At 32.6% G+C, this 25,128-nt stretch carries 18 protein-coding genes, 1 riboswitch and 2 other annotated features; of the genes, 11 read left to right on the top strand and 7 right to left on the bottom strand.

The window, feature by feature from the left end; genetic code table 11:
• The first annotated feature begins 223 nt into the window (after window positions 1-223).
• The 5 genes from B6K90_RS09155 (at window position 224) to B6K90_RS09135 (ending at window position 6,932) form a co-directional block, all read left to right on the top strand.
• Window positions 224-1,417, top strand: a complete 1,194-nt coding sequence (locus B6K90_RS09155; protein ID WP_088012440.1) for a PDZ domain-containing protein — start codon at window positions 224-226, stop codon at window positions 1,415-1,417.
• A 343-nt stretch (window positions 1,418-1,760) separates the two neighbouring features.
• A complete protein-coding gene (locus B6K90_RS09150) occupies window positions 1,761-3,194 on the top strand; it encodes a PTS mannitol transporter subunit IICB (RefSeq protein WP_268875890.1) in 1,434 nt (477 codons plus the stop codon).
• A gap of 22 nt (window positions 3,195-3,216) precedes the next feature.
• Window positions 3,217-5,319 carry a BglG family transcription antiterminator gene (locus B6K90_RS09145; RefSeq protein ID WP_088012438.1) on the top strand — a complete coding sequence of 701 codons (2,103 nt, stop codon included), beginning with the start codon at window positions 3,217-3,219 and terminating at the stop codon, window positions 5,317-5,319.
• Window positions 5,320-5,329: 10 nt separating this feature from the next.
• On the top strand, window positions 5,330-5,767 hold the full coding sequence (locus B6K90_RS09140; protein ID WP_088012437.1) for a PTS sugar transporter subunit IIA: 438 nt from the start codon (window positions 5,330-5,332) through the stop codon (window positions 5,765-5,767).
• 1 nt (window position 5,768) lies between these two features.
• Window positions 5,769-6,932 (top strand): mannitol-1-phosphate 5-dehydrogenase, encoded by a 1,164-nt coding sequence (locus tag B6K90_RS09135; protein WP_088012436.1) that lies wholly within the window; start codon window positions 5,769-5,771, stop codon window positions 6,930-6,932.
• Between the two features lie 86 nt (window positions 6,933-7,018).
• On the opposite strand, the gene B6K90_RS09130 is transcribed toward B6K90_RS09135, so the two are convergent.
• Window positions 7,019-8,266, bottom strand: a complete 1,248-nt coding sequence (locus B6K90_RS09130) for a helix-turn-helix domain-containing protein (protein WP_088012435.1) — start codon at window positions 8,264-8,266, stop codon at window positions 7,019-7,021.
• A gap of 404 nt (window positions 8,267-8,670) precedes the next feature.
• Between B6K90_RS09130 and B6K90_RS09125 the strand changes: the two genes are divergently transcribed.
• A complete protein-coding gene (locus B6K90_RS09125; protein WP_088012434.1) occupies window positions 8,671-12,729 on the top strand; it encodes a S8 family serine peptidase in 4,059 nt (1,352 codons plus the stop codon).
• Window positions 12,730-12,879: 150 nt separating this feature from the next.
• On the opposite strand, the gene rluF is transcribed toward B6K90_RS09125, so the two are convergent.
• On the bottom strand, window positions 12,880-13,596 hold the full coding sequence (rluF, locus tag B6K90_RS09120; RefSeq protein WP_170927383.1) for a 23S rRNA pseudouridine(2604) synthase RluF: 717 nt from the start codon (window positions 13,594-13,596) through the stop codon (window positions 12,880-12,882).
• Window positions 13,597-13,748: 152 nt separating this feature from the next.
• Window positions 13,749-13,850, top strand: a riboswitch (purine riboswitch).
• Between the two features lie 87 nt (window positions 13,851-13,937).
• Between rluF and B6K90_RS09115 the strand changes: the two genes are divergently transcribed.
• Entirely contained in the window at window positions 13,938-15,239 is a 1,302-nt protein-coding gene (locus B6K90_RS09115) for an NCS2 family permease (protein ID WP_088012433.1), read from the top strand.
• A gap of 67 nt (window positions 15,240-15,306) precedes the next feature.
• Here B6K90_RS09115 and B6K90_RS09110 read toward each other — a convergent pair whose 3' ends face one another.
• The gene (locus B6K90_RS09110) at window positions 15,307-16,641 is read right to left on the bottom strand and encodes an APC family permease (RefSeq protein WP_088012432.1); all 1,335 of its coding nucleotides are present in this window, start codon (window positions 16,639-16,641) and stop codon (window positions 15,307-15,309) included.
• A 282-nt stretch (window positions 16,642-16,923) separates the two neighbouring features.
• On the opposite strand from B6K90_RS09110, the gene B6K90_RS09105 reads away from it, so the two are divergent.
• From B6K90_RS09105 to B6K90_RS09090, 4 genes are all read left to right on the top strand, one after another.
• The gene (locus B6K90_RS09105) at window positions 16,924-17,631 is read left to right on the top strand and encodes an MBL fold metallo-hydrolase (protein ID WP_167555322.1); all 708 of its coding nucleotides are present in this window, start codon (window positions 16,924-16,926) and stop codon (window positions 17,629-17,631) included.
• A 168-nt stretch (window positions 17,632-17,799) separates the two neighbouring features.
• The gene (locus tag B6K90_RS09100; RefSeq protein ID WP_088012430.1) at window positions 17,800-17,997 is read left to right on the top strand and encodes a hypothetical protein; all 198 of its coding nucleotides are present in this window, start codon (window positions 17,800-17,802) and stop codon (window positions 17,995-17,997) included.
• A gap of 99 nt (window positions 17,998-18,096) precedes the next feature.
• On the top strand, window positions 18,097-18,981 hold the full coding sequence (locus B6K90_RS09095; protein ID WP_088012429.1) for a LysR family transcriptional regulator: 885 nt from the start codon (window positions 18,097-18,099) through the stop codon (window positions 18,979-18,981).
• A gap of 81 nt (window positions 18,982-19,062) precedes the next feature.
• Window positions 19,063-19,857, top strand: a complete 795-nt coding sequence (locus tag B6K90_RS09090; RefSeq protein WP_088012428.1) for an SDR family NAD(P)-dependent oxidoreductase — start codon at window positions 19,063-19,065, stop codon at window positions 19,855-19,857.
• 44 nt (window positions 19,858-19,901) lie between these two features.
• Here the strand turns inward: B6K90_RS09090 and B6K90_RS09085 are convergent, their stop codons facing one another.
• The 4 genes from B6K90_RS09085 to B6K90_RS09070 form a co-directional block, all read right to left on the bottom strand.
• A complete protein-coding gene (locus B6K90_RS09085; protein ID WP_088012427.1) occupies window positions 19,902-20,522 on the bottom strand; it encodes a DUF47 domain-containing protein in 621 nt (206 codons plus the stop codon).
• Between the two features lie 82 nt (window positions 20,523-20,604).
• A complete protein-coding gene (locus B6K90_RS09080) occupies window positions 20,605-21,690 on the bottom strand; it encodes a Ger(x)C family spore germination protein (RefSeq protein WP_268875884.1) in 1,086 nt (361 codons plus the stop codon).
• A gap of 11 nt (window positions 21,691-21,701) precedes the next feature.
• A complete protein-coding gene (locus B6K90_RS09075; protein ID WP_167555320.1) occupies window positions 21,702-22,793 on the bottom strand; it encodes a GerAB/ArcD/ProY family transporter in 1,092 nt (363 codons plus the stop codon).
• A complete protein-coding gene (locus B6K90_RS09070) occupies window positions 22,780-24,276 on the bottom strand; it encodes a spore germination protein (protein ID WP_088012424.1) in 1,497 nt (498 codons plus the stop codon). Before B6K90_RS09070 ends, B6K90_RS09075 begins: the two co-directional genes overlap by 14 nt.
• Window positions 24,277-24,511: 235 nt before the next feature.
• Window positions 24,512-24,764, top strand: a binding site (T-box leader).
• A gap of 43 nt (window positions 24,765-24,807) precedes the next feature.
• Window positions 24,808-25,071: a binding site (T-box leader), on the top strand.
• Window positions 25,072-25,128: the final 57 nt, after the last annotated feature.

Raw genomic sequence — 25,128 nt, 5'->3', positions numbered from 1 at the left:
ACACAAAGAGGACGAAACTTATTTCGTCCTCTTTTGACATAATTCCCGGGAAATAGATTTGAAATTACAATCCATGCAGGAGTTTTAGTTTAGTATGTCGAAAGTACACTTTATGGAGAAGTGTGCTTTTTTCTTGTTTTATAGCGTTTCTCTTTGAAAAAATTTCAATAAACCGATAACATAAGTATATCAATCTATTAATAAAAAAAGGTGGTGAATGTTTATGTGGTCAAATTTATTATCTGAACTCTTAGTTGGATTAGGTAAGCTATTTTTAAATCCATTTACTTATATATTTTTCATCGCATCAATTTTATGTGGCAATTTACGTGTGAAACGAGAACGTAAGCATTTTTCAGTCCGAAATTTTAATGTAACGTTTGAATGGAAAACTTCAATATGGTATGGGTTATTGATTGGATTAATGCTTTCCGTTATAGCGTTGATAGCCGGACTTAGTGTTCCAATTGAAATGGTTTATTTATTGAGTGTATTAACGATTATTTGTGCACTGATTTTACAATTCAGATGGATGTCCCCAGCTTATCTTTTTGGATTAGCCTTAGTAGCTTTACCTTTACTTAATAGAGGACAAGATTCATTACCTTTTTTGAAAAATTTTGTTCCAAACAACATGAGTGCTATGCTTCCTGCTATAACAATTTTACTAGCCTTACTTTTATTAGCTGAAGGAATTTTAGTTCAGCGTAATGCTGCAAATCATACAACCCCTTTATTTATAGAAAGTAAACGTGGGAAAAGAGTAGGAGCACATGAAGCAAATAGATTATGGATGGTACCATTATTCTTATTAATACCAAGTGGTTCAATAGTTAGTGACTATTCATGGTGGCCAACCCTTGCTTTAGGTGATAGTGGGTATTCGATTCTTTGTGTACCATTTGGAATTGGGTTTTACCAGTTAATTCAAGGAATGCTACCAAAGGAATCAATTAAACTTGTCGGTAAACAAATAGTAGCGTTAGCAATTATAGTTTTTGTAGGCGGAATCTTAAGTTATTTTATTGGATATGTATCATTTATTGCTGTATCGATCGCAGTAGTAGGGCGAGAAGCTATAAACTATATTCATAAAAATAGAGATAGTAATACACCGTCATATTTTACAGTTAAATCAACGGGGCTTATTGTTTTAGGGATTTTACCGAACTCTGTAGCAGATAAAATGAACATTAAAGTAGGCGAGAGCATTACAAAAGTAAATGGACAAAGTGTCTCTACTGTTAATGAGTTTTATGAAGCACTACAAATTAATCGTGCGTACTGTAAATTAGAAGTAGTTGATTTAAATTCTGAAATCCGTATAACTCAATCTTCCGTCTATGAAGGTGAGCACCATGAATTAGGATTTTTATTCCCAGAAGAAGAATCTAAATATAGTGGACAGGTTGGTTAGGAGCAGTAGGTCCAAAGCTTTAATATCTACAATATAAAATCAAAAGGAACGTATTCATAAATTTGAATATGTTCCTTTTTTATTTCAATACTTTTTAAATAATGTCGATTTATGAGTCTTATGCACTGTTGTTTTTTATAGGTAGTATGTCATGTTTTTGAGTGTGTTGGTAGACCTATTGCTTAGGTGGATGAAATCTAGCATTCTATTAAAAGTAGGGAGATCTTATTTTGTCCTTTTAAATTTTGTCGCATTAGTAAGCGACAAATATGAATATTCATTTCATTGTATTGATACTGTAAGCGTTTTATCATTTAAATATAAGCTTTACAGAGGAGGTAGGATTTTGAATACAGATAAAAATAATAATATAAAAGTAAAAATACAACGCTTTGGTAGCTTTCTAAGCGGTATGGTAATGCCAAACATTGGTGCATTTATTGCATGGGGATTAATAACAGCACTGTTTATACCTACTGGGTGGATACCGAGTGCAAAATTGGCAGTATTAGTAAGTCCAATGATTACATATTTATTACCATTGCTAATTGGTTTTACTGGCGGAAGAATGGTACATGATATTCGAGGCGGAGTTGTTGGTGCTATTGCAACAATGGGGGTAATTGTTGGTGCAGAGATGCCGATGTTCTTAGGCGCTATGATTATGGGACCACTTGGTGGTTTGGCTATTAAGAAATTTGACCAAGCTATACAAGGAAAAGTTAAGTCGGGATTTGAGATGTTAGTTAATAATTTCTCAGCGGGAATTTTAGGAGCAATTTTAGCAATAATTGGTTTAGTAGGTGTTAATCCAGTTGTATCGACACTAACAGAAGTATTAGCTAATGGCGTAGATATGATGATAAAAGCAAATGTCATTCCGTTAGCAAATATATTTATTGAACCAGCAAAAATATTATTTTTAAACAATGCCATTAACCATGGAATTTTAAGTCCAATTGGTCTTGAACAAGCAAAATCAGCTGGAAAGTCACTTTTATTCTTACTTGAGGCTAATCCAGGACCAGGCCTAGGCGTACTACTAGCATATACGATATTCGGAAAAGGCACAGCTAAACAAACTGCACCAGGAGCGGTGATTATTCACTTCTTAGGCGGGATTCATGAAATTTATTTCCCGTATATTCTAATGAGACCTTTATTAATCTTATCGGTTATCGCTGGTGGTGTAGCTGGTACATTTACTTTTAATATTTTAGGTGCGGGTCTAGTAGCAGCAGCTTCTCCAGGTAGTATTATTGCAATATTAGCAATGGCTCCAAAAGGAGGATACATACCAATTCTTGCGGGGGTAATTGTTGCAACAGCCGTTTCATTTATTGTTTCAGCTGTAGTTCTAAAATCATCAAAGTCAGTTGCATCAGATGAAGATTTAGAAAGAGCAGCTCAAAAAACTCAAGATTTAAAAGGGAAAGAAAGTAAAGTAACTAGTCTATTACAGACCGAAAAAGAGGTAGCTAGTTCTCTTGGTATTGATAAAGAAGTGAAGAAAATTATTTTTGCCTGTGATGCTGGTATGGGATCTAGTGCTATGGGAGCATCAATATTACGCAAAAAGGTAAAAACAGCGGGAATAGAATTAGAGGTTACGAATGTAGCAATTAATAATTTACCAAATGATGTAGATGTTGTAATAACTCATAAAGATTTAACAGATCGAGCAAAAGCAAAAGTACCAAATGCAGTTCATATCTCAGTAGAGAACTTCTTAAACAGTCCAAAGTATGATGAACTAGTGAATTCTTTATTAAAATAATAAAAATTTTAAAGAGGTATATATGTATATATCAGCAAGAGAAAGAGAAATCATTAATTTGTTGTTGGAGCATCCAAATGGGATTAATGTTCAAGAAATTGCAGAGAACTTAAAGGTTAGCAGTCGAACCGTACAACGAGAACTAAAAGGAGTCGAAAGTATTGCCTCTGCTCATAGTCTTTTCTTAAAAAAAGTATTAGGTGTCGGAATGTATATTGAAGGGACACCTGAACAAAAAAATGAGCTTCAAATTTCAATATTAAAAAGTGGGCAAGAGTTTACTCAAAAAGAAAGGCAGGAGTTAATTCTATGTTCCTTATTGAAAGAACCAGAATCTATTAAACTAAGCTCGTTAGCAAATGATCTACACGTCACTGTTGCTACAGTTAGTAACGATCTCAATAAAGTAGAAGAATGGTTAAGAGACTTTGGATTAGATCTTATAAGAAGGAAAGGGTACGGTATTGCCTTATTAGGTTCTGAGCGAAAAAAAAGAAAAGCCCTAGGGCATTTGATCGCACAGCAATTAAATGAATATGAGTTTTTATCTGTAGTGGAAGATGAGTATGAGTCAAAGGATAAATTCTCAAATGGATTATTAGAAATAATAAAACTAGAAAAGCTCACCATGATCGGAAAAATGATTCGGGATATTGAACAAAATTTACCTTATTCTCTAGCTGATAGTGCATTTATGACATTTACTATTCACTTATCATTAGCAATAGAAAGAATTATTCAAGGCGAAGTAATACAAATGGATCAAGAGGTTCTTGAGGAATTAAGTACCTCTAAGGAATTTAATTTCGCTGGCCAGATTGTGAATGAATTAGAAGAAGTGTTCAAAGTTAATATACCAAATGCAGAAAAAGGGTATATTACGATGCATTTATTAGGTGCAAGGCAGCGACAAGAGAAAAATGATTGGTTAGAAGGAAGCAGTACGGAAATCGTAGTAGGTTTAAAAAAATTAATCAACTATGTATCTAAAGAACTCAAGATTAATTTTGAAGAAGATCAAGCCTTATTTGAAGGACTAATTACTCATCTTGAACCAGCAATCTATCGAATTCAAAAAAAACTAGATGCAAATAATCCTTTAGCAAGTCAAATTCAAGAGGATTATCCTGTACTATTTAAGATCATTCAAGAAGGATTAATAGAAGCTTTTCCACCGATTGTTTTCCCAACTGAGGAAATCGCCTATCTTGTCCTACATTTTGGTTCATCTCATGTAATCTACGATAACAGTAAAGAAGTTAGAGCGCTTGTATTATGTTCGAGTGGGATAGGTTCTTCTAAAATGTTGGCGAGTCGAATTAAAAAAGAGATAAAAGAAATAACTGAAATCGAAGTATCATCTTTAGCAAACTTAAGAAATATTCAAATTGAACAATATGACATTATTTTATCTACCGTTGAGATGCCGGGATTTTCCAAAAAGTATATTACTGTAAATCCTTTATTGCCAAAAAATGAGGCTGAGAAAATTCGTGATGAAATAAAGCGTAATACACTTACAACAGAAGCGACACTACTAAGAAAGATTCATAGCAAAAAGTATCAAAAACAAGTAAAACTAGAGACGCCAGAATTAATCAAACAAAATCTTGAAGTGGTTCATCAATACTCAGAAACGGTACTTTATATTTTGAATACATTTGAAACGATTTCATTACCGTTTATTCCAATCTCTTCAGTTTTATTATTGGAAGTATGTAAACAAGCAAATGTTAGAGGATTAATAGGTGATTATTTTGAGGTAACTAATCAACTCACTGAAAGAGAAAAGAAGGGTGGCCTAGGGATACCAGGCACTGACATAGCACTGTATCATTGTCGTTCAGAGTATGTCATGCAACCAGTGTTCTTATCCTTTGGGCTTCATGAATCGATGGTAGTGAGAGCGATGGACAATTCATCAATAAAGATTAATACATTATTACTATTACTAGCTCCGATTGATATGCAAACAGGTCAATTAGAAGTGTTGAGCACGATTAGTTCAACAATTATTGAAGATGAAGAATCAATACGGATTTTTACATCTAATAACTATTCAGATATATATAACAAATTAAGCTATGCATTATATGAAAATTTACAGAAAAGATTTAAGAATTGAGGGATTAATAATGATTCAAACAGTATTACCAACAGATAATGTTTTATTAAATCTAGATGTGAAAACAAAAGATGACGCTATTCGTTTAGCAGGAAATCTTTTAGTAAAAAACGGTTATGTAAAAGAAAGTTATATTGAAAAAATGATTGAAAGAGAAGAGTCTTTAACAACTTATATGGGGAACTTTATTGCAATTCCACACGGAACTGAGGAGTCAAAACAAGAGGTAATTTCATCTGGAATTTCAATTCTTCAAATTCCTAACGGAGTAGACTTTGGGAACGGAAATATTGTAAAAGTAGTATTCGGTATTGCAGGCAAAGATAATGAACATCTTGATCTTTTATCTCAAATTGCGATTCTTTGTTCAGAGGAAGAAAATGTACATAAATTGGTTGCAGCAACATCAAAAGAGGAACTAATTTTAATGTTTAGCGAGGAGGAGTAAGATGTTAGCTGTACACTTTGGCGCTGGAAATATAGGAAGAGGATTTATAGGACAATTATTACACAAGGCAGGGTATGAGATTTGCTTTGTTGATGTTAACGAAGAGATTATTAATGAAATGAATGAGAAGAAAGCCTATACTGTCATGCTTGCAGATCGTACTCAGGAAGAAATAAAGATAACAAATGTAAGAGGTATTAACAGCCTGAAGGATCCAGTAGAAGTTGCAAAAGTAATTTCACAGGCTGATATTGTAACAACAGCAGTAGGTCCCTCAATTCTTCCTAAAATAGCAAAGCTAATTGCAGAAGGATTAATTGAAAGAGTTGAGAATTCAGATAAAGCGTTAAATATAATTGCATGTGAAAATATGATAGGTGGAAGTACTTTTTTAAGAGACGAAGTTTATTTAAATATGACATTATCTCAGAAGAAAAAAACTGAACAGTCGGTCAGTTTTCCCGATGCTGCAGTAGATCGAATCGTACCAATTCAAAGTCATGAAGATAAATTATTAGTTGCAGTAGAACCTTTTTATGAGTGGGTTATTGACCAATCAAAAATGATAGGTGAAGTTCCAGCAATTGATGGTGTAACTTATGTAGCGGATTTACTTCCTTATATTGAAAGAAAACTATTTACTGTAAACACTGGTCACGCAGCGACTGCATATTTAGGAAATTTCTACGGATATAAAACGATTAAAGAAGCAATTTCTGATGAGAATATTAGAAATACTGTTAGTTCTATTTTAGATGAAACAGGTAAGTTATTAGTTAAAAAATATAACTTTGACTTAGATCAACATAGCACCTATATAAAAAAAATAATAGGAAGATTCGATAATGAATATATTTCAGATGAATTATCTCGTGTTGCTCGTTCTCCAATACGTAAATTAGGTGCAAATGACCGTTTTATTAAGCCAGCAAGAGAGTTAATAAACTTTGGGGTAACACCTAGCTATTTAGTTAAAGCAATTGCAGCTGCTCTATACTATAAAAATAATGATGATCATGAAGCAGTTGAACTACAAAGATTCCTCCAGGATTACTCTGTGGTAGAGTTGCTTGTTAAATATTCAGAATTATCAGATTACAAAGAGCTAATCAGTTTAATTCTTGATGAATACAATCAGTTAGAGAAGGACTTACTTGTACATTAATTTTACTAGACTCTTTCGAAATCACTGAAGAGGACAGATTCAAAAAGAATCAGTCCCCTTCTATGATTTAGCTATATAGATTTCCCTTAATTACCATTAATAAACATATCTCCAGTATGTACTGCTTTTTCATATTGTTTATTTTTAACATAGTAGTTGTAAAGCAACTTTGCATACTTAATTGAATGTGTGACATGATGATGTTTTTTAAAGAATGGAAATGCTGTTTGTTCCATGTAATTATAATATTCATCATATTTTTCGTTAAAACGTAAAATTAAAAGGGTAAAGAGAATGTTATATAAATCATTCGTCGCCTTTTGTGAGAGAGCAAGTCCTTCATTTGCTTCTTCCAGCAATTCATTTGTTGATAAGAGCTTTCCTTCTTCAGCATTATCTAGATAGTTATACAAACGATTTAAATAAGGTAATGATTGTTTATCAGCTTCTTCAACTGATTTTTTATAAAAGATATGTGCATTTTTGAAGTCTTGCTTCCAAAAATACATTAGACCTAAATTATGTAGGATCATTCCTCTTTTATCTAAAAGACCTAAGGCTTCGCTATGCTCAATCAAACTCTCATACCTGTTTACAATTTCTTCAAAATCTAGTTGTGCACTGTCTTTTAATTGTACTAGCATTAAAGATTCTGCCAAAATTGCTCTTGCGTAATTATTTGTTTTATTAAAATATCTGAATGCTTTTTCGCCATAGAAATAAGCCATTACTTTATAGCGTATCCAGTGATAGGCTAATCCTAAATGATAGTAGTATTCTTTATTTCCATATTCTTCTATGTTGACCTTTTTTAATTCTTGCAATGCATTTTGTTTATTTACATTTTCTAGACGGATATATTGTGCTAAATAATATATTCCTCTGACATGATGAAATAAGTTCTTTTCATAAGATGACATAGGAGGAGAATCTTTTTCAATTCGTTTAATAATGAGATCTGCTTTTTCTATGTTTTTACATAAAATAAAATATCGGGCTAATAAAAGTTGAAAATAGATTGCGTAATTGGATGCACTAATGTAGTGAATGCTTTCTAATTCTTCTTTTATTTTTATAATATCCTTCATTCGCTCTAAAATAATTGCATTGTGCCATTTTTGGAGTTTCTTTTCAATATTTTGAACAGCGTCTATCTCATTTTTAATGTCAATCTGAAGACGTTGAGAGAACAGTTGAATGATTTCTTCAGAATATCGAGTTTCCCCTCTTTCAATTCTACTTACATGGGTAGCGGTACAAATGTCTTTTCCTAACTCCTCTTGGGTCAATCCCGCTTTTTTACGATAAAATTTAATGATCTCGCCTTCAAGCATATGTTTTCTCCTTTTCTAATTCCAGATGATTAACTATGAAGTTTTTTGCGTCAGTGCAAGATTACATTCCTACAATTTGCGAATGTCTATTGCAACGCAAATCTAAGAAACTAGAAAGTACAAAGACTTTGAAATACCTATTAATTTATTATAACTAGAAATTTTTAAAGTCAAATACTTTCAATTTAAATTAAAAATAACACAAATTTTCCAGCAAAATTTCATGCTTTTTTAATATTTAATGAAATTTCCTTTCATTTTTCAATACTTTTTAGTAAAAATATCCTACAAAATGACCGGAATTTCGATTAAAAATAACACAATATGCTTTTTCCCTAAATGCTATTACTATTGAAATAGTAAGAATTTTTTAACTATACAGAGAAAAATGGGGGATGAAGTTTATGAAGGTAACAACATTAGCAAAGCACTCGGCAGTACTTGCCCTTTCAACGAGTCTGCTTATTTCACCTTTCAGTGCAAGATCATACTTAACAGCAAAAGCGGCAACTTCTAAAGCAGAAGATATTTTAACTTCAATTACACCAGAGCAAAGAGAAGCATTAAAAAAATTAGAACTAAACAATCAAGAAGGACTTCAAGGCTTCGGGGAAGGTGAACTGAATTCTGATAAAGATATTTCTGTAATTGTTCAGTTCAACTCGGATCCAAGTAATGTTGCAGTAATAGAAGCAGCGGTTGATGGAAAGTCATTAACAAAAAAATCAGCACAAGCACAAGTTGACAAAGAGCACAAGGTTTTTAAAGAAGATGTAGGAAAGTTCGTTAAGGCTAAGGAAAAGAAAAACGCTCCTTTTATTACAAAAACATATAAAACAGCATTTAATGGTGCAGCGATTACACTTCCTGCAAATCAAGTAAAAGAACTTTTAAAATCAGATGCTGTTAAAACGATTTATAAAGATGTAACTTTTAATATTGATCCAATTAAAGAAGATGTTCCAACAGATGTTGCAAGAAAAACAACTACATCAGTAGATAGTATTCCTTATTTAAACGTGGACAAGCTACATAAAGGAGGAATAACAGGTAAAGGTGTTAAAGTAGGGGTTCTAGATACTGGTATTGACTATAACCACCCTGATTTAAAAGACGCTTTTAAAGGCGGATACGATTTTGTAAATAATGATAATGATCCAATGGAAGCTACTTACAAAGACTGGCAGGCATCAAACCAACCTGAAAGTAATGGTAATGGTACTTATTATACTGAGCATGGTACACATGTATCAGGGACAATTGTGGGTCAAAATAAAGGTGAAAGTGGAGTGTCGGTAGAAGGTGTTGCACCTGACGCTGATTTATATATGTACCGCGTGTTAGGTCCATACGGAAGTGGATCTACTGAAAATGTAATTGCGGGGATTGATAAAGCAGTTCAAGATGGAATGGATGTTATTAACCTTTCATTAGGCGCAGCTATTAATGATCCATATTATCCAACGAGCACGGCAATAAATTATGCAGTATTAAATGGAGTAACAGCTGTAGTTTCAGCAGGAAACAGTGGACCTAATGCTTACACTTTAGGCTCACCAGGTACAGCAGCATTTGCTCTAACAGTTGGAGCTAGTGATGTCCCAACTTCAATTACAACATTTAATGGAAAAGTGGCAGGTGGATGGTCAACGGATCTCGTTAGTATGGCTAGAAGCTTCGCTGATAGTTTTAATAGTTTAGAAGGAAAATCTCTTGAACTAGTAGATGTTGGTTTAGGGACATTAGATGATTACAAGAATAAAAATGTTGCAGGAAAAATTGCTTTCGTTCACCGTGGAAATTTTGCTCTAGTAGATAAAGTGAAGTTTGCAAAGCAAAGTGGAGCAAAAGCTGTCATTATGTACAACAATGTCGATGGTCATGTTGGATATAACTTAGGTGAATCAATGGAATATATTCCTGCATTCTCAATGACAATGAAAGCAGGAGAAGAATTAAAAGAAAAAATTGCAAATGGAAATACAACATTTACATTTTCTAATCTAAAGGAAATCTTAACTGAGGGAGATAAATTAGCTGACTTCAGTTCAAGAGGCCCAGTTAATGGTAACTTCCAAATGAAGCCAGAGATTACTGCACCTGGTGTAAGTGTTCTATCTACAGTTCCTTCTTATATTGCAAATCATGAAACACCAGAAGACTATAGATATGCATACCAAAGAATGGATGGAACGTCTATGGCATCACCATTTGCAGCTGGTGTGGCGGCATTATTAATCGGACAGAATCCAAACCTTGAGCCGACAGATATTAAGTCAATTCTAATGAACACTGCTGATCAACTTAATGGAGACTATAGCGTTTTTGAAGTAGGAGCAGGTCGTGTAGATCCTTATCAAGCTCTTCACACTCAAACAGAAATTAAAGTACAAGATGAAACATTAATCCCAGTCGGCAACCAATTATTAAAAGCAGAGAATGAAACAGGTGGGTTAAGTTTCGGTAAACAAGTGGTTAAAGCTGATTCACAAGTAAAAGTGAAGAAAGACATTGAGTTTACAAATAATAGCAATAAAAAGAAAACATATGATGTAAAAGTAGTAGATAATGCAAATGGAAAGAATGGATTACAAGAGAACGGAGTGGTTCTAGATATAAGTAATTCATTTAAAGTGAACAAGAACACAGTTAAAACAGTAAAAGCAAGCTTAACCGTTCCATCTACAGCGAAAAAAGGTTTTTATGAAGGCTATGTTTTAATTACAAATAGCGAAGATAAAACAGAACAATACCGCATACCATTTAGTTTCAAAAAATCAGATGAAGGCTTTGATATGCTTGATTTACTAACGCCTGCTATTACACCATCTTATTATAATCATGCGTATGACGGCTATCGTAACACCACGGCCTTGTTAAAATTCAACTTAGGTTCACCAATTAATACACTAGATGTAATTTTACAAGATGGAAAAACAAATGAAGATTTAGGCTTAGTCGGTACTCTTAATTTAGAGGGAAGACCAACGGACAAAGACTACTTCCTTCAAGCGTTTGGTGGGGAATATAACAAGTTTACTGGAGATAAAAAAAATCCTATTTCTGAAGAAACAACGATTGCTAAACCTGGACACTACAAATTAAAATACGTTACTACTTTACCTAATGGAAAACAAAAAATATACTTTGACAATGTATTTATTGATATCGATACACCTAAAGTAAAAAGTTCATTAGATGGGGATTCACCGTTTATTGAGTATAAACCTGGACAAAAGACAGTTCCATTTGAAATGGAAATTAAGGATGACGCTTTAACAGAAATGCAGAAGGCTGGTATTGATTTAGACGAAACATCGAATTTTGCAGTCTATACGTATGGTGCTCCTTTTCCAAATGGACCAATTAAAATGGACAAAAACGGCAAGTGGATTGATGAAGTAGAAATGGTTGATACAGTTCCAGTATTACCATTTAACTTAATTGGTTACGATGCTGCAGGAAATCAAGCAAACTGGAAGGAATACTATTTTGTTAAAGAAGGTACACCAGTTGCATACGCTAAACATAATGTAGAACTAGCTAGATCAGGTGACATTCTTTCTGCATCTTTAGTATTAGATAACTTACAAGGTGTAAAAGAAGCTACTTGGAATTTTGATGATGCTCAAACTGTGGGGATTCCTTATGTTAATCTTGTTGATGCTGCTTTAACGGATAAATTCAAGGATAATGCATCCATTCAAGTAACTGGTAATAAGATTAAAGTAGCCTTTAAAGAAGGAATGGTATTTGACCGTGCAGAAATCGTAAATGTAAAAGTAAAAGTACAGGATCAAATTTTCTATCCAATAGGTTATATTAACCCATCTGCTAATATAGTTGATGCTAATGGTCAATCAGTGAAGCTATTAAACGCAGGTAATCGATTCCAGTTAAAACCAAGATTTAATTATGTGCAAGGTTATATTTCACCAGAGGGGTACCTAGTTGAAGGTCAATCATATACTGGATACCGTGACTGGACAAAAGTAGGCGCAATAATGAAAGTAACAGATGGGGCCTATAATCTAGATGCTACTAATTTAATTAGAAGTGGTGGGCGATTTGAGATTGAACCCCTACCTCTAAGCAAAGAGGCATACACATTTGAAGTGAATGTACCAGGACATTTTATTACGAAGAAAACAGAGAAATTCGGTTTTGAATATAAAGGTGAATTATACGGAAAATCGCAATCAACAAACATTAACTTAATTGGTGGAGATGTTAATCAGGACGATGTAATCGATATTCAAGATGCACTTTACATTCAAACATATTGGGGCACAAACAAACGAAGCGCTGATATTAACTTTGATGGAACTGTAGACAGAAAAGATTTTGCATTAGTAGAGAAAAATTATTTACAACAAAATCCATCTGTGCAAAATGCGCCAACACCAAAAACAATCTATAAAAACCAAACGTTAGAAACAATTAAGAGTCAATTAGGCTTATAATCTTAAATCCCAAAGAAACTACTATTAAATATTACTTAATAGTAGATTCTTTTTTTTTTGTGGGGAAATAAGTCATACAAATATATGCATACTCTTTACTGAGTAAAAAAAGAATAATTTCAATTTATTTGAATCAGTCTTTTTTAAAGTTCACCATTCATTTGGTTCGTAATTTAATTCTCTAAATAACTGAGTTTTTTCTTTCTTAGATAAGTCTCTCCATTGACCTATTGGCAGATTGCCTAGATGAATATTCATAATTCGGGTTCTTTGTAATCGATAGACTTCATATCCAAGCGCTTCACACATACGGCGAATTTGACGATTTAAACCTTGTGTTAAAATGATTTGGAAATCAAATTTTGAAAGCTGTTTAACTTCACATGGTAATGTTTTCGTACCTAATATTTTTACCCCTTCAGACATTTTTGTTAAAAAGTCAGGCGTTATTGGTTTATCTACTGATACAATATATTCTTTTTCATGCCTATTTTCAGCTCGTAAAATTTCATTTACAATATCGCCATCATTTGTAAGGAGAATCAAACCTTCAGAATCCTTATCCAATCTTCCAATATTAAAGATACGTAATGGATGGTTTACGAGATCAACAATATTCCCTTTAACACCTTTTTCAGTAGTACTTGTTATACCAACTGGCTTGTTAAGGGCTATATAAACATGATTTCGAGCTAGTCTAATATGTTCACCATTTACAATTACTTCATCACCAGGTTCAACTTGATCGCCGACTTTTGCTACTCTACCATTTAATTTTACGCGTCCTTCACTAATTAACTTATCCGCTCCACGTCTCGAAGCCTTTCCGGATTCACTAATAAATTTATTTAAACGAATGTTAAACAACCCCTTAAATTCTAAATTATACTTTCAGAATAACATATATAGCTTTTTATTGAGAATACCTACTATTTTATCCACATTTATTATATTATTTTCTAAATTATATAACAAAAATGTTTTTTATTGACAGACTTTAAGGCAGGTCGTATGATAGAAAAAATATATTAATATTTTCTCATATAAACTTGAAAATAAGGTTCAAGAGTTTCTACCTAGCGCCCGTAAACTGCTAGACTATGAGGAAGAGCTCTGGATTTTTGTTTTCTTTACAATGTAAAACTGCCTGCTTTTTCTCATGAAAAGCGGGCAGTTTTTTTATTTTAATATAATAAAGGAGTCATCATATGTTTCAACTTAAAGAACGAAATACTTCAGTTAAAATTGAAGTATTAGCTGGTTTAACTACATTTTTAACTTTGGCGTACATCATTATTGTCAATCCAATGATTTTAAAGGATGCAGGTGTACCGTTTAATCAGGCATTTTTAGCTACTATTCTAGCAACAATTATTGGTACTTTAACGATGTCATTAATAGCTAATTATCCAATCGTTATTGCGCCTGCAATGGGATTAAATGCCTATTTTACTTATTCTGTAATTGGGGGACATAATCTCCCATACTCAGTAGGTTTTTCGGCTGTTTTTATTACGGGAATTTTATTTTTACTACTTTCCTTAACATCTTTCCGAACAAAATTGATTCAAGCAATTCCTGCTAACTTAAAGCATGCAATTGCTGCTGGAATTGGATTGTTTATTACATTTATTGGTTTGCGTTTATCGGGTATTGTCGCAGATCACCCTACTAATCTAGTTCAAATTGGTGATTTTAGTTCCCCTAAAGTTGCACTTACATTGATCGGTTTACTAATAACAATTGTATTTATGGCACTTAACTTAAATGGTGCGTTATTTCTAGGGATGATTACGACAGGTCTAATTGGATATTTTACAGGTCAGTTAAATTTTGCAAATGGTTTTGTTGCTATGCCTCATTTACCAAAAGGAATTTTAGTATACAACCCAATTGATTCAGTGAAAGACATTATAGAATATGGACTTTATAGTGTCATTTTCTCATTCTTACTTGTCATGTTATTCGATACAACAGGAGCTTTACTAGCAATCGTTAAACAAGCAGGTCTTATAAAAAATGGTAAGTTAGAAAAGGGAGGAAGTGCATTCTCTGCTGATTCAATTGGAACAATTGTTGGTGCAATGTTAGGAACAAGTCCGACTGCAGCAACTGTAGAATCCTCTGCTGGTGTTGGTGCTGGTGGAAAAACCGGTTTAACATCATTAACCGTTGTAGTTCTATTTGTAATCGCAGCATTTTTTAGCCCAATGATTGGTTCTGTATCAGAAGTTGCCGCAATTACAGCACCTAGCTTAATTATTGTTGGTTGTTTTATGATTAAAAGTATTTCGGAGATTAAATGGGACGATTTTGAAGAAGCATTCCCAGCATTTTTAGTCATCGTTAGCATGCCATTAACATCAAGCATTGCAAACGGTATCGCATTAGGCTTTATTTCATATCCGATCATGAAAATCGTTAAACGTAAATTTAAAGAAGTACATCCGTTTGTTTATTTATTCGCAGTATTATTTTTAGTTCAATTAGTATTTTTTGCACATAAATAGTTTATGGCAGGAAAGGCAAAAAAAGCAGGTAAAAGAGATTAAAATCTTTTACCTGCTTTTTATCATATCAACTTGCTTTATATTCTTCATCACTTTTAATAGTAGACTTTAGTTTCCAATAAACAGGTAAACCAACAATTGCAATACCAATTGATACAAGTGCATCGATTGGTGCATTTATGATCGTACTACAAACGATGTAAAGTGTACCTAAAATTGCCACTATCGGAGTGAAAGGATATAAAGGCACTTTATATAATTTATTTCCACCTTTATCTTGTTTACGTAATATGAAGATTGCATTAAATGCTAGTCCATAAAATAAGAAGACTGCAAATATAGCCATATCAGAAAGTCGATCTGGGTTCCAGAATATCATCATTGCTAATGCCAAAACAATTTGTAATACTGTTGAGGCTACAGGAGTATTAAATTTAGGATGAATACTAGATAATACTTTTGAACCAGGTAGGAAGTTTCGTTCTGCCATAGCAAATGTAACCCTAGGGAATGTTAGAATTTTGCCATTTAAACAGCCAAAGATGGATACTAAAATTCCAATCGCAAGAATTTTCCCACCAATACTACCAAATAGTGAAGAAGCTGCTGCAGTAGCTGCATTAGGACCTAATTCAACAATTTTACTTGCAGATAAAACATGTAACATTGCGATATTAACAGAAAGATAAGCTAAAATAACAATAACAATACCAAAAATAATAGCTCTAGGAAGAGTCTTTGAAGGATTCTTCATTTCTCCTGCCATAAAACCTACGTTCATCCAACCATCATAAGCCCATAAAGTCGCTAATACTGCTGCTCCCATACTAATTGCTTGAGTAGAACTACCACTCTCTGCATTAAAAACTGATGCGTCCCCTTGAAGAATACCAAAAACAGCAATTAAAATAATAGGAACTAGTTTTCCTGCAGTTGAGATTGTTTGAATAAATCCACCAAGTTGAGTACCTAGTATATTTAGACCACCAAGTAATATAATCGTGATAATACCAATAACTTTGCTACTTCCATGAAAACCGAAAAAATCTGCCATTAATGAGCCGAAATAAAGACTAAGTGCGCCCATAACAGCTGGTCCATAAACGAGGGTTTGTACCCAACCGCATAAAAATCCCCACTTCTCACCATAAACCTCTTCTATGTAAGCATATAAACCACCAGTTCTTGGGATTTTTACACTTACTTCAGCGATCGTTAATCCACTTGCTAGTGTAATAACCCCACCGATAATCCACGCTAAAAGAGCCATAGTAGAGTTAGCAGTTGAGGACAGTACGATCCCAGGCTTCATAAAGATTCCAGAACCGATTACTGTACCGATTACTAAAGACGTTGATACGAAAAAGCCAATATTTTTCTTTAAATTTAGTTCTTTTTCCACGTTAAACGCTCCTTCCAGGACTATATTTATAAAATTAGAAAGATTATAGCATATTAATTTTCTAATCTACTTTTTTCTGAAAAGTTAAAATTATGTCTTTTGTATTTTGGGTATAGTGGATAAGGCCTATTAGTTATGATAAATCTTTCAAAATATTTATTCATTAAGACTATATAACAAATTGTTAAAAGGTTATTAGTCGTATAGATAGAACACTATAATGTAGGTTTTTAAGACCGATTTTTATTAAATCATGGAATCGATATAGTCGGAGGTAAAGTCGTGGAAGTTTCTTTTGAGCGTGTAGTAGATAACATATATGCATTAGTTATATGGGATACCGAATGGAAGTCATATAATAATTGCTATTTTATTATTCAGGATAAAGGAGTTACTCTCATTGATTCAGGAAAAAAAATCCATTCAAAGTATCTTGAAAATGCCTTAATTGAACTAGGTAAAACCCCTGAAGATGTGAAACTCTTTTTAGCTACACATGGGCATGCGGATCATATTGAGGGTTCAGCTATATTTAAAAATGCTAAGAAGTTTATTCATTCAAATGATAATGATTTAGTTAATTCACTCGATATAAATCAGTTCAGTAATGACCTGGAAGCTTTTGAAGTGAGAAAGGAGTTTGATTATGCTTTAGTAGGATACCATACTCCAGGTTCTGTCGTTTTTTATCATCGCCCATCAAAAACTGTTTTTACAGGTGATTTCTTATGTTTCTTCGGTGATCCTATATCAAAAGATGGACTAGTCTCTAAAGGAAATGACCTTAGAAATGAGTGGGTAAAATATTTGAGAGATGGTGGAGTCTCAAAAGAACATTTAGATTGTTTTCTTGAGGGACTAAAAAAAATAAATCAGTTTGATAGTATTGTGATGTGTACTGGACATGGTGGTGTACTAGTAGGAAACATGAAAGAGTTTATAAGCGAATTACTAGATGTCGGAGTTCAATATACTAAAAGTATAAATTAGGCTGATTTTTTATAAATCAGTCTTTTTTTATAGATAGTAGTGTATTGAAAGAGCCTAAAATTTTGCACTTTTAAAAGGTTAGAATGGAATATTCTTACCAATAATGAACTATATAAACTGTAAAAGGGTTTCTATAAAATACTAAAATTACTTCGGGAGTGTATTGTAATGAAGTTAAAAACATTAATTGGACTATTATTAGGTTCATTGACAACATTCTTCATTTTAAGTCTTCTAAGTAATAAACTAACTAATAAAGAGTACTGGTTTTATGCATCAATCTATCTAGTCTTTATGGTTATAGCATACTCGGCAATTAATGTAATACGAAAAGTTAAATCATCTAAAAAGACTGATTCATTTTGAATCAGTTTTTTTTTACCTGTTTTGTCAAATTTCTTATTATAAGAAAAATAAATGATTATAATATTGATAATAAGTAATTCTGATACTAGGAGATGGGATATGGATCAAATTCTTTTAGTTTTTATGGAGGTCGCTGAAAAAAGAAACTTTTCAAGAGCGGCAAAAGAGCTACATATGACTCAACCATCCGTTAGTCAGCAAATTCAATTACTAGAGAAGCATATCGGTGCGAAGCTTTTGATTAGAACGAATAAGTATGTTCAGTTAACGAAAGCTGGGGAAATTGTTTATTTGCATGCAAAGGAAATAACTAGTTTATACAAGCGTATGTCGACACTTGTAAATGATCTGATGAATGAGGCTAGTGGTCATCTTAAAATAGGTGCAAGTTATACATTTGGGGAATATGTATTACCTCAAATTTTAGCGGAAATGAAAAGACTTTTTCCGAATGTCATCCCATCTGTGCAAATTGGAAATACTCGAGAAATTGTACAAGCAGCGCTAAGTTATCAAATTGATATTGGTATAGTTGAGGGAGAAGTGACTCATACAAATTTAAATATACAGCCTTTTGCAAATGATGAGATGTACATTATTGCTGGAACTAAAAGTGAAATATATGCAATTGAAGCTGTGACATTGAATCAAATTGAAAATGAAACGTGGATTGTTAGGGAAGAAGGATCTGGAACAAGGGAAGCAACTGAACGATTATTTGAATTATTAAAGATTCGTCCTAAAAATATAATTGAATTTGGTAGTACACAATTAATTAAAGAATCTGTAGAAGCTGGTATGGGTATTACCTATCTATCTGAGCTAACAATAAAAAAAGAAAAGCAGTTAAATACGATAGATTACCTTAAAGTAGAGGGGACACCTATTCAACGAGAATTTTCAATTATAACAGATAAATTTGAACTTCAAACGAAATCGATGGAACTATTTATTGAGTTAGTTAAAAAATATTACGACAATTAGAGTAAGAATCCTTTTTTTATTTAGTTGAACATATAGTAAAAGAAAAGTGTTCAAACGATAAAAAGATAAAGGATAATCAAAATGAATTTCAAAAAACAAAAGAGTAAAACAGTATTAATTACCGGACCAACGGAAGGGATCGGCTATGAGTTAACTTATTTATTTGCAAAAGATCATTTCAACCTAGTTTTAGTTGCAAGAAATAAAATTAAATTAGAAAAAATGGCGATTTCATTAATGAAGCAATTCAATATAAAAGTAATGGTTATTTCAGAAGACCTTTCTAAAGAAAATTCTGCTCAGTCTATTTTTGATCAAGTTTTAAAATCACAAATGGAGATTGATATTCTAGTAAATAATGCTGGAGTTGCCTTATACGGAGAATTTTGTCAGACTGATTTAAATAAAGAGTTAAAGATGATTCAGCTAAACATCGTTACTTTAACAGAGTTAGTAAAATACTTTCTACCAAATATGATTCAAAAAAAATCGGGCCAAATTATTAATATTGCATCAACTTCAGCTTTTCAACCAGGTCCAAAAATGTCTGTCTATGCAGCCTCAAAGGCTTATGTACTATCATTTAGTGAAGCTCTTTCAGAGGAATTAAGACATACAGGCGTTAGTGTTACAGCTGTTTGTCCGGGACCTACTAGAACGGGAATTATAAATTCATCCGGTGGAAATAATTCAAAGCTATTTAAAGGCAAAATGATGACCCCAAAAAAAGTTGCGAAGTTGACTTATGAGGCCGCTAATAAGAAAAAAACTGTTGTTATTACGGGTATTAAGAATAAAATGTTAGCACAGTCTGTTCGATTCATTCCACGATCGATCGTTCGAAAACTTGCAAAAATACTATTAGATGAGAGATAAAAAAATACAGTCTAATTAGGCTGTATTTTTTAGTTACTATTTAATTACGCGTTACCCATAATAATCTGTTCAAGTGTATTTGCTACATCTTGTGCACTATCAGAAACTGATTCTAACATTTCATAAATCTCTTTAAACTGAATTATTTTGATCGGATCTTTTTCATTTTTAAATAACTCTTTAATGGAAGTGCGTAATAAAGCATCACATTGTGACTCATAATCTTTTACTTGAATTGCATGAACGCGCATTTCTAATAATTTCTTCCTTGAAAGTAACTGAATTGCTTTTAATATTTCATTTGCAGCACTACGAATATTTTTAACAAATTTCACCATGAATTCATCTATTTGTACGATAGAGTACATTTCAAACGTTGCTGAACATTGCTCCATTCCGTCTAGAACATCGTCCATTTTATTAGCAAGTTCTAGTATATCTTCACGTTCAATTGGTGTAATAAATGTTTTATTTAATTCAACGATAATTTGATGGATATATGTATCACCTTTTGTTTCATAAGCCTTCATTTCTGTAGAGAATGTTTTTAAATCAGTAGCATTTTTTATTTTAAAGTCATCAAAATAAATCGAACTTTCATTTACATTATTTGCAATATTTAAGAGCATTTCAAAAAATGTATCATTTTTTTTACCTAGTCTCAAGTACGATTCCTCCTAAAAAACAGATTGATTCTATCTTTCCATTATGTTGCTCAAGAGAATGAGATTTTATAAATATTGTCCTTTAAAAAACAGGTCCAGTTCGATCAATTTTTGCTTTTACTGAAGTTTTGAATTTAACATTCTTATATTCTTTGTCCCAATTTATTTTTTTCCATAAATCTGGATAAGAGCTAGCTAAAATTCCTCCAATTCCTAATGCGTCACAATTAGCTTCCAATAATGATTTATTGATTTCATCAGACTGTTTAGTAAGAATTTTTGAAATTTCCTTATTTAATTTGTCCTTATTTATCTTTTCGCCTACCTTACCTGTATAACTAATAATTGTTAAATCAAGAGTTAGCTTTAGCTTACAAGTTATTTTTTTCGTCTTTTTATCTACTTTTACATCGATATCCCTTTTTATTTGTTTTACTCTATAAGAAATTGATCGTCGTTCTCCTAACTCTATAACCATTTCACTATATTTAGCTAGTCGATCCATTAGTAATAATAAAAGGCTTCCTTTTTCATTAGGTAAGCTAATTCCTGAAAACTTATCCCCATTAAATAGGTCCACTCCACCGATTGTAATTTTATCATTTTCGTCTTTTGTTACAAAAGGTAAAACGATATCTCGACCCGTATCTGTAACTTGTGTCCATGCTGTAAAAGCAGTTTCTTTCGGAATCTTTGTTGTATCCTCAGCAGCCTCTAGGCCTTTTAATATGACAAATGCGATTGGGCTAGTTCCAGGGTTGAGTGTAATAATGTCTGAAGCCTTATTTTCTGCAATGACAACTCTAGTAGAAACATAGGCTTGTCTAGGTCGATAAAAAAGCTCTAAATAAGGGTAAATTCCTTTTCTAGCAAGTTCTCTTCCGATTAAAATAATATGTGCTTTACTTACATCAATTAAGCCAGGTAGTTTATTATTAATGTCAACTTCCATTCCAGATACAGTAGGCCGCTTTACTTTAACAAGTTCGTCATTAACTTCAAACTGTCCTCCACCTTTATTTTCAATATTTAATGCTCTAACTGTAGCTAATACATTATCATCTTGATCTAAATCGAAGCTAATGCCATTAACCATTTTTTTATTTACAAGTAGATTTTGGTCCCAACAGCTTGTTAAAAAAAAGGTAAACAAACATAAGGTTATCAAAAATGATTTTCTTATAATTGTTCACTCCTTTCAGTTTTTGAAATAATGAAAGATAGACAAAACAAAATGAAGGGAAGTCCAAATACAACCACATAGCTTAAATAAGTTACATATTTATCAAAGATAACTAGTTGATCCTCATCAAATGGTATGATTGTTATGAAAAAAATTAAGATTCCACTAATAAATACATTTTTTTTAAATGATTTTTCATTGCTGATACTTTTAGCCGATAAAAATAAGTAAGTGATTAGCGAAGTTGTCATTGGAACAATCCAGACCGATAAAAAGATCAAATCTAAACGATCGATCATTTCAAACGAAAGTGCTTTAAATAAATATAAAACGGGCTCCCTAATTTGCAAAAGTTGTGTTGGACTAAAAATTATTAGACAAAGAAAGGTGAAATAGGAATAGAATAATGTCACAGAGAAATTGGCAAGACTCACAGTTTTTAAAATTCCTTTTTCGGAATCAAGTACAAAAGGAAAAATTAATAGAAGACTTTCAAATCCGAGCATTGAGAGTAATGATTTGTGACTTCCTAAAAGGATATTTTTCACACCTGAATGCCCAACCGGTAGTATAAAGCGAAATTCCTTCGGTAAATAAAAGGTAAAGAACGATAACAAAAATAGTAAGATGATTAAAACCGATGCTAAAACAAAAAATCTTGAAATGATTCTTAGGTCACTAATTGTTAAATAAATGCTAGATAAAATAATAATTAGCGATAGTATCCACATAGGTGTAAGCGGTAGTAACCAAAGAGTTATACTTCTTATAAAAAGAGCACAAGCCAGACTTCCAATCATAATAAAATAGATATAGATAAATAAGTTACAGAACTTTCCTACATATTTACCTAAAATTTTTTTTGTAATATCAGTATATGTAGTATATGGATATTTTCTTAGTAAAAGCCAATAAATGATTAGTGTAATTTGGACTGCTACACCTGCAATTAAGGTGGAAATCCACCCATCACCTTTGGCTGTACTTTGAACAGCGTTTGGTAATGCGAGTAGTCCAATACCGATTTGACTTTGCATAATAAAAAAATAGAGCTGCAATTTAGAAATCGAATTACTATTTGTTATCATTTTTCTTCCACACCCTAGATATTCTTTGTTGTGCAATCTTTTGGGGACGTGCATCAGTTGGTCTTGTATTTTGTTTCCATGAAGGGAGTCTAAAGAAAGTATCCTTTATATCTTCCTTCCGAAATGGTGCCATCGGAGAAAAGTAAGGCATGCCAAAAGATTTTAATTTACACATATGCATAAAAATTAACATTAAAGTTAGTGTGATCCCAAAGAAACCTAGTATCGAAGCCATGATCATCGTCGGAAAGCCTAATAGTCTCATACTAGTACCCATTTCACTAACTGGTGCTACAAACGAAGCAATTGCTGTAAAACCAATTACAACGATCATCGTGTTTGATACTAAATGCGCTTCAACAACAGCCGTACCAATAACTAGCCCACCAACTATACCAATTGTTTGAGCGATAGGAGAAGGTAGTCTAATAGCGGCTTCCTTTAGTAGCTCTAATATAATTTGCATTGCAAAAGCCTCGACGAGAGGGAGAAATGGTACAAACTCTAACGAAACTCTAATTGAATAAAGAAGACCTAGTGGTAGTACTTCAGAGTGAAAGGATACGATCGCAATGTAGATGGCAGGTAAGCTAATTGCAATAATAAAGCTAAATACCCTAATAATTCTAAAAAATGAACCAATCAACCATCGATGATTATAATCATCGGGAGCTTGATAAAAAGCAAAAAAGGTAATTGGGACAATAGAAACTGTTGGATTCCCATCTACAAGTAAATTTATTTTACCGTCTAAAAGATAAGATGCAGCCCGGTCTGGTCTTTCTGTATTTAATACTTGTGGAAATGGTGAAAACGTACTATCCTCGATCAATTCTTCTAGTTGTCCTGAAGAACGAAGACTGTCTAATTCAAGACCTGAAATTCTTTCTTCTATGACATCCACAAGTTTTCGGTTTACGATTGAATCGATATAAACCATAGCAACTTTAGTATTCGTAATCTTACCAATCGTAAAATACTTAACCTTTAGATCAGGTGTATGTATTCGTTTTCTTAGTAATTGTATATTTGTATTTATACTTTCTACAAAACCATCATGAGCACCATTAATATTTTGTTCATTAGCAGGTTCAGAAATTGCACGTTCCTTATCATCTGAAGCTGCTGCCAGAATTCCATTAGAACAATTTTCTTCTAAAATTAGACAAAACCCGTCTAATAAACTATCACCTAATTCTGAGATTTTTTTTGAGTTTTTAATCGCATATGATTTGACGATATTACCTGTTTCATCTTTTGTTTCTCTTAAAATAGGTTCGATAATAAAAGATTGAAGTGCCTCAATTTTTACCATCGATTCAAGAAATAAAATAGCAAAAATCTGGACATTTTTATGGATAATCTTAACAACCAAATCTTCTGTATGACTTAAATAATCTTGAATCATTTCAATATTATTTTTAAGATCATTTGATAAAATTTCTTCTTTATTTGACTTAATTGTTGTTGTATTGGTTCGCATATTGATACCTCTTTGATGGAAGGTCTAATTGGGCTTAGTCTTTCCAAAATTAGGTTGTGTATGCAACGAAGACTCCATATGAAAATTATTTTATAGCTTTTTTTAGATTAACAAAAACGTAGGATATCAGTTTTCTAAAAAGTAGAAAAATCGAATTTTGTAGAAATAAACTTGTTGACTTTTTATTTTTTGCATAATAATATAAGGACAATTAATTTAAATAAACATCCATAATTACTTTGCGTTGACGAAGAGTAGTAACGATTACGGAAACTAAAAGAGAGCTGATGGTTGGTGCGAATCAGTGTGAAAGTAATCGCGAATGGACTTCCGAGCATTCAAACCGAACCTTAAATAAGTAGTAGGCTTTGGCGAGTAGTCTTCTCGTTACAAAAGACGGGTATTCATTGGAAAGTTGATTGGATACCGACAAAGTGAGCTGTTAAATCAGCTAATGAAGGTGGCACCACGGGTCTCTCGTCCTTTTTTAAGACGGGGGGCCCTTTTTGTATTTCTTTAAAATTAAATAATAATAAATCGCTGAGTAAGAAGAGTAAATATTGGTGAATGTTACAGAGAGTTAGACAATGGTGGGAGTCTAATACAGGAACCTTTATCGAATGGGCTTACGAGAGGCATCTTGAACATGAAAGTAGGGATGCACGGATTTCCACCGTTAAAAGGATAGGGTATCGGAATTATTTAAGTAACTTATTCCCGTATCCGAAAAGTGGGATTCAGATAAATCTGATCCAATCTGAGGTGGTACCGCGGTAGCAACTAATCGTCCTCTATATGCACAATCTTTGTGCGTATAGGGGACTTTTTTTATATTCAACATTAAATTTTTGG

Source organism: Gottfriedia acidiceleris (assembly GCF_002128425.1).
GTDB classification, from domain to species: Bacteria; Bacillota; Bacilli; order Bacillales; family Bacillaceae_G; genus Gottfriedia; species Gottfriedia acidiceleris.
Note: the sequence above shows the minus strand (reverse complement) of the source record. Positions and strands in the feature narration are given on the sequence as shown.